Consider the following 13,746-nt stretch of genomic DNA (forward strand, 5'->3'; position numbering starts at 1 on the left):
GATCAGGCACGCCAACGCCCCCCGGAGCGTGCACACAATGCGAAACTGAATTCAGCCAGCCCCCGCTATGCTGATCGCCATGACCCGACGCACTCCCACTGCCCTGTCCTTGCTGCCCTTGGCCACCACGCTGCTGATCGGCTGCGCCAACGCCCAGTCCCTCGACGCCCAGAACGCGCAGCTGAAAGCCGCGATCGCTGCTGCCGAACGCGGCCAGTTCGATCCCGGCCAGGCCGGTGCGCTCAGTCGCCACCCGGCCTATGGCTGGCTGGAGTACGCCAACCTGCGCCGCAACATCGACACGGTCGATACCGCGCAGGCCCAGGCCTTCCTCAAGCGCTACGACGGCCAGGCCGTGGCCACCACCTTCCGCAGCGTGTGGCTGCCTTCGGTTGCGCGCCGCCAGGACTGGCCGACCCTGCTGGCCAACTGGGCACCCACCGACAATGTCGGGCTGCGCTGTGCGCAGCTGACCGCACGCCAGGTCACCGGCAAGGTCGACCCGCAGTGGATCAGCGAAGCACAGGACCTGTGGCGCAGGAACGGCAAGTCGCTGCCGGACGGCTGCGACGCGGTATTCGCCGTGCTGCAGGCACAGGGCGGCCTGAGCGACGCCCTGCGCTGGGAGCGCATCGATGCCGCCGCCGACGCACAGCAGCCGGCAGTGATGCGCAGCGCCGCACGCGGCCTGCCCGCGGCGGACCTGGCGCAGGCCAACAGCTACGCCGCCTTCGTCGACAAGCCCAACGCCAGCGCATTGAACTGGCCGCGCAACGAGCGCAGCCGGCGCATCGCCACCGATGGCCTGGAAAAGCTGGCCAAGGCCGACCCGGGTGCCACCGAACAACAGCTGCCGCAGTACGCACAGGCCCTCGGCCTGAGCGCCGCCCAGCAGGGCCAGGTGCTGTACCAGATTGCCCTGTGGACCGTGGCCTCCTACCTGCCGGATTCGGCGCGCCGTCTCAATGCGGTGCCCGAATCGGCCTATGACGAACGCCTGCACGAATGGCGTGTTCGCGAAGCAATGTCGCGCGGTGACTGGCCGGCGGCACTGGCCGCGATCCGCAAGATGGGCAGCAAGCAGCGCAGCGATTCGCGCTGGGCCTATTTCGAAGGCCGCATGCTGGAGAAGACCGGCCAGGCATCGCAGGCACAGCCGTTGTTCCGCGACGCCGCGCGTGCACCCACCTTCCACGGCTTCCTGGCTGCCGACAAACTACAGCAGGGCTACACGCTGTGTCCGTGGAAGCCGAACGACAGTGCGCAGGCACAGGCGGTGATCGCGCGTGACCCGGCCATCCAGCGCGCGATGGCGCTTTACCAGATCGACCGCACCGGCTGGGCCGTGGCTGAGTGGAACAGCGCGCTGTCGCGCTTCGATGACACCCAGCGCCGCCTCGCCGTGCGCGTGGCGCAGGACAACGGCTGGTTTGATCGCGCCGTGTTCGCACTGGGCAAGCAACCGCAGGAGCAGCGCCTGTACGACCTGCGCTTCCCGCTGCACCACGACGCCACCATCCGCCGTGAATCAGCACGCAATGCGATCGACCCGGCCTGGGTGGCCGCGGAGATCCGCGCTGAAAGTACCTTTACCCCGCGCGCGCGCTCGCCCGCCAATGCCATGGGCCTGATGCAGGTGCTGCCGGCCACCGGCGCCGGCGTGGCCAAGTCGATCGGCCTGACCGGCTACGGCGGCGCCGACAGCCTGTACGACCCGGACACCAACATCGCCATCGGCACCGCCTACCTGCGCCAGCTGATGAACAAGTACGACGGCCTGCCGTACGTGACCATCGCCGCCTACAACGCCGGCCCGACCCCGACCGCGCGTTGGCAGGGCCAGCGCCCGGGCTTTGATCCGGACCTGTGGATCGAAACCATCAGCTACAAGGAAACCCGCGAGTACGTGGCCCGCGTGCTGGCCTTCAGCGTGATCTACGACTGGCGCCTCAATGGTGATGCCCTGCCGCTGAGCGACCGCCTGATGGGCCGCCTGGTGGACAAGCGCAAGAGCTTCAGCTGCGCCGCCAACGCCGACCAGGGCGGGGATTGATCGCCCGATGACGGTAGCGCCGGGCCATGCCCGGCGGACGCCACTATGTATCCCGCCGGGCATGGCCCGGCGCTACCGTGCCATCATCCCCCCATGAAGATCTATCTTGTCGGCGGCGCCGTGCGCGACCGCCTGCTGCAGCGCCCCGCCGGTGACCGCGACTGGGTCGTGGTCGGCGCCACGCCCGCGCAGATGGAAGCGCTGGGCTACACCGCCGTGGGTCGTGATTTCCCGGTGTTCCTGCACCCGGAAACCGGTGAGGAATACGCGCTGGCGCGCACCGAGCGCAAGTCCGGCCGTGGCTATCGCGGCTTCGTGGTCGATGCCGATCCGGCAGTAACGCTGGAAGACGACCTGCAGCGCCGCGACTTCACCATCAACGCCATTGCCTGCGACGAAGACACCGGCCATCTGGTGGACCCCTACGGCGGCGTGCGTGATCTTGAACAGCGTGTGCTGCGCCACGTCGGCCCCGCCTTCGTCGAAGACCCGCTGCGCGTGCTGCGCGCGGCCCGCTTCATGGCGCGCTTTGCGCCGCTGGGCTTCACCGTCGCGCCGGAAACCATGCACCTGATGCGCGAGATCGCCGCCAGTGGCGAACTGGATGCACTGGTGCCGGAGCGGGTGTGGCAGGAACTGCGCAAGGTGCTGGTCAGTGCGCAGCCTTCGGCGTTCCTGCGCACACTGCATGATGCACAGGCACTGGGCGCGATCCTGCCCGAGCTGGAAGCGCTGTACGGCGTGCCGCAGCGTGCCGAATTCCACCCGGAAGTCGACACCGGCATCCACCAGGAAATGGTCAGCGACATGGCTGCTAGGCTGGCGCCGGGCGATGACCTGGTCGGCTTCGCTGCCCTCACCCACGACCTCGGCAAGGGCCTGACACCGCCGGAAGAATGGCCGCGCCACATCATGCACGAGCAGCGTGGCATCAAGCCCTTGAAGGCATTGTGCGCGCGGTTGAAGATTCCCACCGAGCACCAGCAGCTGGCCGAAGCGGTCTGCCGCGAGCACTTGAACGTGCACCGCATCGACGAACTGCGCGATGCCACGGTGCTGGAACTGCTTGGCCGCTGCGATGCGTTGCGCCGCCCCGAACGCGTGGCGCGTATCGCGCTGTGCTGCGAGGCCGACAAGCGTGGCCGCCTCGGTTTCGAGAACGCCGACTACCCGCAGGGCGAGACGCTCAAGCGACTGCACCAGGCGGCACTGTCAGTACAGGCGCGGGATCTGGATACCACCCATCTGAAGGGCCCGGCCATCGGTGAAGCGCTGGCCAAGGCACGGGTGAAGGCGATTGCCGCCGCACGCTGATTCTCAACGGCCGTACCGGCCGTGCGTGGAGCGATACAGGTAGTGCCGGCCGCTGGCCGGCAACCACCGGCATCCACCCAGGTTGCCGCCACAGGAGTCAGTTCCCACCCAGCTCCTGGACTTCAATTGCCACGACATTGCATCCACCCAGCAGCACGGTCCCTCGGGATCGCAGGTCCCCGATCAGTTTCCCCCTGATGGTCGCGTAGGCACCAGAGCGTCGTTCAACCTGGTCAATCATGCGCTTGGGGATCAAAAGCGACACACAGCTTGCTTCACTGTTGTACCGGCGGTACTCCGCTTTGCTGTCCCAGATGCCACGATCCTCGAACTGTGCCACCAGGTAGCCGCGAAGCTCCACCTGGGACCCATCCAGCTCCGCGCTTCCCTTGATGGCCTTGCTTGGCAGCAGCGCCGCCGGGTTGGAGGACGGTGCTTGCCCGGAAGTGGCACACCCGGCCACGGTTGCGGACAACAGGAAAACGCCAGGCAGGAACCACTTCATCGCCCACTTCCTGGCAGGTAGAACAGCTCCTGCTGCTTGGTGATGTTCTGCTGGATGAGCCGCTGCTCGGTCGGCGTCATGCGGCCCTGAATCATCCGGAATTGCACCTTGCCGTCGACCAGCTCACGCACGCCGACCCGCGAACCCGTGCTGTCCACCGTGATGTTGGGAACCCCCGGGCTCACGAGGGGACCGGAATCACCTGGCGTCAGCCGATCCACCAGGCCACTCTCCTCGAGATGGCCGTGCATCACAGCCACGGTATCGGCGGTCGGCGTCAGTTCCGCATAGAACCCGGAAGCGTCCGACGAGGTCGCCATTGATGGATCCACCCGGATCGACTCGGTTCCGTTACTGCTTGCCTCGATGGTGACGGCCTTCTCCCGGTTGCCACTACCGACTCTCACCGAGTCGGTGTTGGCCAGAGCGGTCTTCTCCGTCTGCGCGGAAAGCTGGATGTCCAGGCCACTTGATCGGCTCTGGTCGAAACGCCTGGCATCGATGCACGTGGACCGGCCGGCCCCTTCCGGGCATCGCCCATCCGGATCCGTGAACCGGTAGGGATTTCCGTTGGCGTAGCGGTAGCGGTTGAACTGCCCGGCCGGCTGTCCATATGCCGTCACCGGGTCCACCGACAGGAATACTCCCAGCTGTGGGTCCATGTACCGCTGCTGCATGTAGCTCAACCCTGTGGCCGCGTCGCTTACATGCCCTGTATAGCCGGGGCCATCGGCCACCCTTTCACCGATCGCGGCTCCGTAGGGCTCGTAGTCATAACGCGTGATGATGACGCCCGCCCCGTTGGTTTCAGCGACAACCGACCCGAGGGCGTCGGTATGGACGTAGGTGACGACCTGTGCGCCGGCAGTGGCGCTGTACATCAATGAAGTCGATGCGAACAACGCCAGCCGCAGCTTCGAAGCCACCATTCCGTTCTCCAGCAAGTCCATCCTGAACTGCCTCCCCCATGAGCGGGGGATGCCCCCCTGGGTCCGCACGTGCCCACTTTCCCTGTCGCTCGCCTGCCCCGCCCGTTTCGTGCAGAGCATCGCAGTGGCATGCACCCCTTGCCGAACGTGGTTCCTGGCTCAGTGCGCCATGCCGCGGGTGATCGCCGCCGCACGCTGCTTCAGCTGGGCCACGGCATCGGGAATCATCTCCATGCCCACGTCCAGGCCCGGGTTCAGCACCAGGCCGACGCCGTCGCCGATCCCGGCCAGCAGCGCGTGCACCGCGATCGGCATGGCGTGGGCGAACTGCGGCAGCTGCTCATGCCACAGGCCGGCGCGCTCGGGCGCGGTGAACACCGCGAACATCGGCTCTCCGCTTTCGCTGGTCAGCACCAGCGGCGAGATGCTCTCGTCCCAGGCACCGTCTTCGCCGATGGCCTTGTCCAGCAATACGAACGCCGTCGAGGTCAGCAGGCCGTCGAGGAACTGCGACGCGGTCAGCGTACCGTCCTGTGCCTGCAGCAGGCGCACCTCGAGGTCGTTGAGGGGGTCGAACGGGGTGTCGTGGTCCATGGTCGGTTCCGGTACGTGATTGCAGGGCAGACTTTAACAGGCCCAGTCCTCAACCGATGTATCCGTGCCGCCACATCCACCCGGCGGACGCCAGCCCGGCCATCCCCACCAGCATCAGCGGCAGGCCGAAGCGGTGCCGCCATGGAATCGGCACCCCACCCAGCTGCTGGTCCATGGACTCGGTGTCCAGCACCCAGCCGTGTTCGCAGCGGGTGCAGGCCAGCTCGTAGCGGCGCTGGTATGTGAAGCCGAACAGCAGGTCGATGCGCGCCATCTTGTAGCGCAGCTGGGGGGCAAACTCGGTTTCCGTCCCACAGCGCAGGCAGTGGTGGGCTTCGGTGGGGCCGACGATCAGCACCCGTTCCTGTTGGCCGATCAGGATCATGGATCAGCGGCCCTGGCAGGCGGGCTGGGCCAGCAGCCATTGCTGGGCGGCGGCAAGAGTGGCCGGCCCGCTGGCCGTAGCCTGATCCGGCTGCATTCTGCCACCGTCGCCCTGCCCGTTACGATCGGTCATCACGTTGTGGGTCAACAACAAGGTGGTACCGTCCACCAGCGTCGTCGGTCGATTGCCGGTAGAAAAGCCCGCGCTCGGCTGACCGAAACTACGACTCCCCGGTTGCCCTCGAAACGCGAGTGCCACTGCTTCGCCCGAGCTTGCAGTGCCTGCCCCCATCACCACCGCCACCGGTGCCGTGCCCGCACGCAACCGATACGCGCCCTGTCGTGAACGCAGCATCGAGGTATTGCCTTGCACGACTTCACCTTCCGCCTGCCGCCACCACAGCAATCCATCGGCACTGCGGAAGGCGCCGATCAACGCCCCCTGTGTATCCTGCGTTCCATACAGCAATGGCAGCAAACCAAACAACATCGGCCACATGTTGCCACCACCATTGCTGCTTACATCCACTACCCAGCCGCACCGCGTGCCGTCATCCAGGCCAGCGATACGCCCCTGCAACGCCAGCGCGTAGACCTTGCGTGCTTCATAACGTTCCGATTCGCTGCGTTGCAGGTCTTCCACGAAGGGGCTCACCCGAAGCACGCCGATGCGGGGATTGGCATGACTGGGGGCAGCGAGGTCCGTCGCCTGACCGGCATTCAAGCGCTGAGCACGTTCGGAGCGCTGACGCTGCTCGCTTGGTGAAAACCAACGGCCATGGCCTCCGCTGCTGCGTGCGGCGGCCTCGTCCAGAACACGTCGCTGTTGGGCGCGGTCATCGCCTGCCGCGTTCAGGCGCGCGCGCACGTCGTTCCAATCGACGCGACCACGGTACAAGGACTGGGTTTCCAACAATTGCAGCATCTGCTCACGCGCTTCGGGCGACGGCAGCTCCACTGTCTCCTCTCCAACTGCGGCCGAAGATGAAAGCAGCAGCATGGTGAGCATGGTGGCACGAACATTCCTTAGGTCCAGCATCGACGACTCCTTGTCATGTATCGAAGCCGTAGGATAGCCGTGCTGGGATCGAACTCGCCACGCGCCAGTGTTCTGTAGAGCCGAGCCTATGCTCGGCTTGGGGAAACTGTGACTGAAGCAGCCGAGCATGGCTCGGCTCTACAGAGTCATGACGGCGGTAGGGTTCGTGTCGACCAAGGTCGACGCCTACAAGAGCGGGTCAATGGCGTCGGTTGGGGATGTGTGCCGACCAAGGTCGGCACCTACCAGAGCAAGGTCATGGCGCCGGTGGAATCTGTGTCGACCAAGGTCGACACCCACCAGAGCGGGTCATGCCGCCGGGCATGGCCCGGCGCTACCAGTCCGCGCGCAGGCCGATGTTGCCTTCGACGATACGTCGCTTCTCGTTGCGGTCGCCGCCCAGTTCGCGGGTGTAGTCGGCCACCGCGTACGCACTGATGGTGCGGTTGAAGCGCCCGACCACGCCCACACCGGCTTCGAGCGCGCGTGAGCGCTGCGAATTAATGATCGTGTCGCCGTCGAAGCGGATGCGGTCTTCGCCGGAACGACCATGCCAGTAGTTGAGCTTGAAGTAAGGCTGCCAGCCGTTGTCGGCCAGCTGGTAGTCGCCGGCAAGGCGCAGGCCGATGCGACCGGTCCAGGCGTTGTCGTTGTCGAAGCGCACGCTCGACACCTCATCGCGGCGGTCGTCCAGCGAGGTGCGTTGCCAGATTACCTGCACCTGCGGTTCCAGCCACCATGCGGACTGACCGAAGCGCAGCAGCGGCTTGCCGGCCTCCACCGACACGCTGGTGCCGTCGCCGCTCACGCCGAAGCCAAGCCCGCGCGAGGAACGCACGCGGCCGTCATAGCGGCTCTGCATCGCGACGGCGTCGACGTAGCCACCGCTTCTGTCGGTGAACGTCCAATACAGGCCCACGTGCTTGTCATCCAGCCGGTTCTGGCCCACCTGCACGTTCTCCCAGCCCAGCGCCAGGCCGGTGGTCCTGCCCTGCGCGCGGGTGCGGCCGACGAACACGCCGATCTGGTTGCGGTGGTTGTCGTTGGCCGCCGCCCACACATCAAGGCCAGCCTGCAGGCCCATCACATCGCCATCGAAGCCGGGCTGTGCATCGCCCTTCCAGTGGATCTCGCTGCTCTGCCCCACCAAGCGCCCCCAGGCGGTACGGAATGCACCCTGGTTGTACAGCAGGCGCTGCTCACCCTGGCGTTCGTGGAACGTGCCGAGGCTGGCCAGCGAGGTCTCGCGCAGCAACGGAGGCACCACGGCATAGGTAGCGGTTTCCACGCGGTACAGCGGCACCACCGCGCCTTCGGCCGGACGCGCACCGGGCGTCGGCGGCGTGCCGGTGCCGGGCAGCGCACCACCGGCCACCGGTACATCCGGAACCGCAGGATCGCTCGGCGGAGCCACGGGGGCCGGGTCCGGTGGCGGTGGCGGCGGTGCGGTCTCGCCAGCGGTCAGGTCCGGGTCGATGGCACCCTCCGGCGGCGGCGGGGGTGCCGGGGCGATCGGTGGCGGCGGTGCGACCGGTGGTGTCAGCGGCGGTGGCGTGCTGGTGATGCCGTTGCCGTTGGGCGCCGGCGTCGGCCCGGCCACCAGGGTCGAACGCAGGTACCAGTTCTCGCCGGTGCCGGCACTGACACCGCCCTTGAACAGGAAGTACTCGTAGGCACCCGCCGCTACCGGTGCGAACAACGAGAACGCGCCAGGAGCGGTACTCGCGCCGTTCAACGCCTGCACCACCAGGATGCCATCGGCCAGCGTGGCTGCACCGCTGCCGCCGGCGTTGAGGATGCCGATGCCGGTGCTGCCGGTCGCGGCGCCGCCATCGATCACCAAGCGGTCGCTGCTGGAATTGTCCGCGCCCAGCACGGTACGCAGGTACAGGCCACCGCCGTCACCACGATAGTTGCCACGCACGGTGAACACATCGCCCGCGCCGGTGCCGGTCAGATCGATGCGCCCGGCGTTGACCATCTCCACCAGTGCGGCGCTGTTGAACGGACGGATGGCATGCCCACCGCTGCCTGCATAGACGGTACTGGTGTCATCCACGGTAAGCAGGCCGGTGCCGGATGCGCTGTCGCCCAGCACCAGATCGCCATCGAAGGTCAGTTCGGTGCTGTTGGCCAGGTTGATCGTTTCCCAGTTCTGGAAGCGGCCGACGCCAGCGGTTTTGACGTTGTTGAGATTGAGCTGGTCCACGCCGCTGCCACCATCGAACAGCGGCACCGCGCCGAGGTTGCCCTGGTTGAGGTTGCCGAGATTGGCGACGTCATTGTCCGGGCCCATGTCGATCGCGCCGTAGACAATGCCACCACCATTCCAGTTGAAGGTGTCGTTGCCGGTGCTGAGCAGCACCTGCCCGCGCACGGTCCCATCGGTGATGGTCACACTGTCACTACCACCGCTGACGCTGATGTTGCCGCCGATGTAGGCCGTGCCCGAGATGATGATGGTGTCGGTATCGAAAGCCGTTACCACGTTGCCCTCAACCGTACCGCCTGACTGGTCCCACAGGTTCTTGTCCAGCTTCATGTTGACGCGGCCGATGCGGCCACCGGTCATCCAGGCCTGGTCGCCATCCTCGAACGCGCCGATGATGCGACCTCCGCTCATGCGGAAGGTATCGATGTTGTCGCCCTGCTGCAGCGCGCCGAGGGTACCGCCGGTCATGATGAAATCATCGCGGCCGCTACCCTGCGCCACCACGCCGGTGACGGTGCCGCCGCTGACCGTCATCTGGTCATCGCCCGTGCCCTGGTCAACGCTGTCGATCGTGCCATCGACCAGCAGCAGCACATCGTTGCCATCGCCCTGCAGAACACCGCCGGTGATGCTGCCGGCCCGCATCTCGAGGCGATCATTGCCGGTATCGAACTGCACGCCGGTGCGCCCGCTGACCGTGCCGCGGTTGACCAGCACGCTGTCACCGGCACCGACGAACTGCAGGGCCGTGTTGTTGCCGGTACTGATGCTGCCCGAATTCTCGACGCGGCTGCCGCCACCGAGCTGGACCGCCACACCACCCACCGAACTGATCGTGCCCAGGTTGGACAACAGGTGCCCACCGGCGCCGACAAGCGAAATCGCGCTGCTGCCACCGCTCTGCTGCAATTGTGCCGTGCCGGCGACATTGACGGTGATGCCGGCCGCGCCATTGGCGGTGATGGGAATGGTCTGCGGGTTCGGCGCGTTGGCATCGCAGGTGACCGTCTGGCCGGCGACGGGGGCGGCGCTGTCGCATCCGGCCCAAGCGGCGCTGGCGGTCAACAGCATGACGGACGGAACAGCCAGGGCCTGCAGTACGGAAACGGTGAGGCGGCGCAGACGCACTGCGCGCGGGACGGCACGGGACATACAGCACTCCTGGACAGGGGGAACAGGAACTGCGGTGGCAGTCTGCCGTGCGGTGGATGGTTTCGATAGATGAATTTATGCGCTGAGCATCACATTTTTGATGTGAAATCAGGCGGTCATCACGTGGGCGCTACCTGGCTGAAATTATTCAGGATTGCCGCGGAGAGCATCCACGCATGGCATGGATCTACGGGGTGCCGTACGCGAATCGATCGGCGATGCAGGGTCGGTAGATCCACGCCATGCGTGGATGAGGTGCCCTCCCGGGAGGGCTCAACGCCCTTTCCTGCGGAAAGGGATCCGACCCCGCGCCGTCAGATCTTCAGATAGATCTTCCGCTTGTCCAGCCACCACGCAACGCCCCACCACAATGCAACGAACGCCAGCGCCTGCAACATCGACGCCAGCTCCAATGCCTGCGGCATCGCGATCGCCAACTGCTGCCAGATCCAGCCCCAGGCACCGGTGGCCATCAGCACCACCGACATCACCGACGCGCCCAGGTAAGCGGTGATTGCATTGACGCCAAAGCGCCGGCCCAGCGCCGGCCAACCCTTCTGGTCGATCAGCACGTGGCCCAGCCACAGCGCCAGCGCCGCCAGACCGCCCGTCCACAGCACGTAGCTGGGCGTCCACAGCTGCTTGTTCAGCGGCAGCACGATGGCCAGCAGCAGGCCGAGCCCGGCGGTCGCCACGCCCAGCCCGGCCAGCGCGGCAGCACGCCCGTTGCGCAACAGGCCCCCGGCCAGCAGGCCAAGCACGGTGCTGGCCAACGCGCCCAGTGTGCTCAGCAATCCTTCGGGATCATGGCCGAGTCCGGTATCGGCATGCCATTGATAGATCCACGGGGCGAACAGCGTGGTATCCAGACGGCTGGCCGGGTTTGTCCACGGCGCCAGGTCACCGATGCCCAGCAGCAACACGGTGTACCCCACCAGCAGCGCGATCAGAGCGCCCACCTGCACGCGCGGTCGTGCATACACCGCCAGCACACCGACCAGCGCCGCACACACCGCGATGCGTTGCAGCACGCCCCAGATGCGGAAGTGGTGCGTATGCAACGCCCACCAGATCAGCAGATGCAGCAGCGCACCGGCCACCAGGATGCGCAGCGCGCGCTCCAGCACGCCGCGCGCCAGCGCCGGCCGTGCAGCGGCATCCTGCGCGCGCGGTGCCACGCTGAAGGCCATCGACACACCCACCAGGAACAGGAAGAACGGGAACACCAGATCGGTGGGCGTGCAGCCGTGCCAGTCCGAATGACGCAGCGGTGCGAACACCGCGCTCCAGTCACCCGGGTTGTTGACCAGCAGCATCGCCGCCACGGTGATGCCGCGCAGGGCGTCGATCGAGCCCAGCCGGCGTGGCGGCGAACTGTTCATCAGGCGGCCTCGTATTGTCCGGCAATCCAGGTGCCGCGCACCTGCAGTGCGTCATCCAGCAGCACCAGGTCGGCCTGGTAGCCCTCGGCGATGTGGCCCAGGCGGTCATCGACGTTGAGGAACTGCGCCGGGTACGTCGATGCCATGCGCGCGGCTTCGGCCAGCGGCTGGCCCAGCAGCTGCACGGTGTTGCGCACTGCGGTGGCCATGTCCAGCGCCGAACCCGCCAGCGAACCGGCGGCATTGCGCACCACGCCGTCGATGGCGGTGATGGTTTCGCCGTACAGCACGTAGCTGGGATCATCGGCACCAACCGGCGGCATTGCATCGGTCACCAGCAGCAGGCGGCCGCGCGGCTTGGCCGCCAGTGCCACGCGCAGGCTGGCCGGATGCACGTGCACGCCATCGACGATGATGCCGATCCAGCTGTCGCGGTCTTCCAGCGCAGCGCCAACCGCGCCGGGTTCGCGGCCCTGCAGCGGCGACATCGCGTTGTACAGGTGGGTGAAGCCACGCACACCGGCATCCAGACCGGCACGGATCTCTTCGTAGGTACCTGCGGTATGCCCGGCAGCGACGATCACGCCACGCTCGACCAGCGCACGGATGGTCTCCAGCGGCACGCGTTCCGGCGCCAGCGTCAGCACGGTCACACCGTTGTCCAGCGATGCCGCCAGCGCGATTTCTTCTTCGTCCGGCACGCGGAACTTGCTGGCATCGTGCGTGCCCTTGCGCGCCGGCGCGATGTACGGGCCTTCCAGGTGGATGCCGATCACGCCCGGCACACCCTGCGTGATCGCCTCGCGCATCGCCGCGATCGCTTCGCGCATCACTGCCACGTCATCACTGATCAGGGTCGGCAGCATCGCGGTGGTGCCGAAACGGCGGTGCGCCTGCGCGATGGTGCGCAGTGCCGCTACGTCCGGCGTGTTGTTGAACAGCGCGCCGCCGCCACCATTGACCTGCACGTCGATGAAACCGGGCAGCAGCCAGCCGCCACCCAGATCCACCTGCTCATCGGCCTGGCCAAGCTGCGGCGCGGCGTCGGGCAACAGGGCGCTGATCTGCCCGTTCTCGATCACCAGCGCCAGATCATCGCGGAAGTCATCGCCCGCCAGGATGCGGGCATTGCGCAGCACGGTCGCCATTACACGGTCTCCGTCACCTTGTTCAGGTGCGGCGGCAGATCCGGGTTGAAACCACGACGCAGCGCCAGCGCGTTGATCGCGCGATAGAAACTCTGCACGGTCAGCAGCGGTGCGCACAACGGGTGCGGCGCAGCAGCCACCGGCAGGTTGCCACCGGCACCGGCCAGCCAAACCTGCGCGCCACGCGAGGTGAATTCCTCCACCACCGCACGGGTGCCGGCGCCGGTCTCATCGGGCTGGGCAAAGGCCAGCACCGGGAACCCACGGTCAACCAGCGCCATCGGGCCGTGCTTCACCTCGGCCGAACTGTAGGCCTCTGCATGCAGGCTGCAGGTTTCCTTGAACTTCAGCGCCGCTTCCTGCGCCGCACCCAGGCCCAGGCCACGGCCGAGCACGAACAGGTTGGTAGCCTCGACCAGGCCCTCGGTCACCGCGCTCCAGTCGCACTGCCAGGCCTCACGCATCGCGTCCGGCAGCAGGTCCAGCGCCGCACGCAGGCTGCTGTCCTGCTTCCAGTACGCGGCCAGCTGCAGCAGCGCAGCCAGCGAGGCCAGGTAGCTCTTGGTCGCTGCAACGCTCTTCTCGGCACCGGCATGCAGCGGGATGACCGTGTCGGCCAGCTGCGCCAGCGGCGAATCCTCGACATTCACCAGTGCGATCACGCGCGCACCGGCGGCCTTGGCGGCCTCGGCATTGCGCAGCAGGTCCGGGCTCTTGCCCGACTGCGAGATGACGATGAACAGTGCGCCACGCAGCTGCAGTGGTGCGGCATAGACCGACCCTACCGACGGCGAGGCCGACGCGACCACCAGGCCCAGCTGGGTTTCCAGCAGGTACTTGCCGTAGGTGGCAGCGTGGTCGGAACTGCCGCGTGCGCAGGTGACCACGAACGGCGGCGGTGCAGCACGCAGGCTGGCGGCCAGGGTTTCCATGGTGGCGTGGTTGCGCGAGAACTGGCGGGCAACCACGTCGGCCGCTTCAGCGGCCTCGGCGAACATCAGGGTGGCGGTGGGGTCTGACAGCGACATGGCAGG

General features: G+C 66.9%; 11 protein-coding genes. 2 read left to right on the forward strand and 9 right to left on the reverse strand.

The features are described from left to right. Positions 1 to 67 precede the first annotated feature (67 nt). Positions 68 to 2,053 (forward strand): transglycosylase SLT domain-containing protein, encoded by a 1,986-nt coding sequence (locus AC5P88_RS05765; protein WP_495224558.1) that lies wholly within the window; start codon positions 68 to 70, stop codon positions 2,051 to 2,053. Positions 2,054 to 2,146: 93 nt separating this feature from the next. After that, a complete protein-coding gene (locus AC5P88_RS05770) occupies positions 2,147 to 3,367 on the forward strand; it encodes a multifunctional CCA addition/repair protein (protein WP_495224559.1) in 1,221 nt (406 codons plus the stop codon). A gap of 97 nt (positions 3,368 to 3,464) precedes the next feature. Here AC5P88_RS05770 and AC5P88_RS05775 read toward each other — a convergent pair whose 3' ends face one another. From AC5P88_RS05775 to AC5P88_RS05815, 9 genes are all read right to left on the reverse strand, one after another. Continuing rightward, positions 3,465 to 3,872: a hypothetical protein gene (locus AC5P88_RS05775; RefSeq protein WP_106550155.1), complete on the reverse strand. Its 408-nt coding sequence runs from the start codon at positions 3,870 to 3,872 to the stop codon at positions 3,465 to 3,467. Continuing rightward, entirely contained in the window at positions 3,869 to 4,822 is a 954-nt protein-coding gene (locus tag AC5P88_RS05780; RefSeq protein WP_258179528.1) for an RHS repeat-associated core domain-containing protein, read from the reverse strand. Before AC5P88_RS05780 ends, AC5P88_RS05775 begins: the two co-directional genes overlap by 4 nt. A 138-nt stretch (positions 4,823 to 4,960) precedes the next feature. Then, the gene (locus AC5P88_RS05785; RefSeq protein ID WP_049429399.1) at positions 4,961 to 5,395 is read right to left on the reverse strand and encodes an SseB family protein; all 435 of its coding nucleotides are present in this window, start codon (positions 5,393 to 5,395) and stop codon (positions 4,961 to 4,963) included. A 49-nt stretch (positions 5,396 to 5,444) separates the two neighbouring features. Next, complete coding sequence (locus AC5P88_RS05790; RefSeq protein ID WP_106550156.1) at positions 5,445 to 5,780, reverse strand: hypothetical protein; 336 nt, start codon at positions 5,778 to 5,780, stop codon at positions 5,445 to 5,447. Positions 5,781 to 5,783: 3 nt separating this feature from the next. Further along, positions 5,784 to 6,788: a S41 family peptidase gene (locus AC5P88_RS05795; protein ID WP_181358216.1), complete on the reverse strand. Its 1,005-nt coding sequence runs from the start codon at positions 6,786 to 6,788 to the stop codon at positions 5,784 to 5,786. Positions 6,789 to 7,152: 364 nt separating this feature from the next. Next, the gene (locus AC5P88_RS05800; RefSeq protein WP_495224561.1) at positions 7,153 to 10,182 is read right to left on the reverse strand and encodes an autotransporter family protein; all 3,030 of its coding nucleotides are present in this window, start codon (positions 10,180 to 10,182) and stop codon (positions 7,153 to 7,155) included. 314 nt (positions 10,183 to 10,496) lie between these two features. Further along, positions 10,497 to 11,564: an acyltransferase family protein gene (locus AC5P88_RS05805; RefSeq protein WP_495224562.1), complete on the reverse strand. Its 1,068-nt coding sequence runs from the start codon at positions 11,562 to 11,564 to the stop codon at positions 10,497 to 10,499. Continuing rightward, the gene (gene nagA, locus AC5P88_RS05810; RefSeq protein WP_106550160.1) at positions 11,564 to 12,712 is read right to left on the reverse strand and encodes an N-acetylglucosamine-6-phosphate deacetylase; all 1,149 of its coding nucleotides are present in this window, start codon (positions 12,710 to 12,712) and stop codon (positions 11,564 to 11,566) included. The genes AC5P88_RS05805 and nagA overlap by 1 nt, the downstream gene beginning before the upstream one ends. After that, the gene (locus AC5P88_RS05815; protein WP_106550161.1) at positions 12,712 to 13,740 is read right to left on the reverse strand and encodes an SIS domain-containing protein; all 1,029 of its coding nucleotides are present in this window, start codon (positions 13,738 to 13,740) and stop codon (positions 12,712 to 12,714) included. The genes nagA and AC5P88_RS05815 overlap by 1 nt, the downstream gene beginning before the upstream one ends. Between the last annotated feature and the right edge of the window lie 6 nt (positions 13,741 to 13,746).

This window comes from Stenotrophomonas sp. YJH_SMC_8, assembly GCF_059371315.1.

What these genes read in the sequence shown, in the direction of transcription:
- AC5P88_RS05800 (WP_495224561.1), bottom strand. Translation starts at nt 10,182, where the DNA reads ATGTCCCGTGCCGTCCCGCGCGCAGTGCGTCTGCGCCGCCTCACCGTT.
- AC5P88_RS05795 (WP_181358216.1), bottom strand. Translation starts at nt 6,788, where the DNA reads ATGCTCACCATGCTGCTGCTTTCATCTTCGGCCGCAGTTGGAGAGGAG.
- AC5P88_RS05780 (WP_258179528.1), bottom strand. Translation starts at nt 4,822, where the DNA reads ATGGACTTGCTGGAGAACGGAATGGTGGCTTCGAAGCTGCGGCTGGCG.
- AC5P88_RS05790 (WP_106550156.1), bottom strand. Translation starts at nt 5,780, where the DNA reads ATGATCCTGATCGGCCAACAGGAACGGGTGCTGATCGTCGGCCCCACC.
- AC5P88_RS05770 (WP_495224559.1), top strand. Translation starts at nt 2,147, where the DNA reads ATGAAGATCTATCTTGTCGGCGGCGCCGTGCGCGACCGCCTGCTGCAG.
- AC5P88_RS05815 (WP_106550161.1), bottom strand. Translation starts at nt 13,740, where the DNA reads ATGTCGCTGTCAGACCCCACCGCCACCCTGATGTTCGCCGAGGCCGCT.
- AC5P88_RS05805 (WP_495224562.1), bottom strand. Translation starts at nt 11,564, where the DNA reads ATGAACAGTTCGCCGCCACGCCGGCTGGGCTCGATCGACGCCCTGCGC.
- AC5P88_RS05785 (WP_049429399.1), bottom strand. Translation starts at nt 5,395, where the DNA reads ATGGACCACGACACCCCGTTCGACCCCCTCAACGACCTCGAGGTGCGC.
- AC5P88_RS05775 (WP_106550155.1), bottom strand. Translation starts at nt 3,872, where the DNA reads ATGAAGTGGTTCCTGCCTGGCGTTTTCCTGTTGTCCGCAACCGTGGCC.
- AC5P88_RS05765 (WP_495224558.1), top strand. Translation starts at nt 68, where the DNA reads ATGCTGATCGCCATGACCCGACGCACTCCCACTGCCCTGTCCTTGCTG.
- nagA (WP_106550160.1), bottom strand. Translation starts at nt 12,712, where the DNA reads ATGGCGACCGTGCTGCGCAATGCCCGCATCCTGGCGGGCGATGACTTC.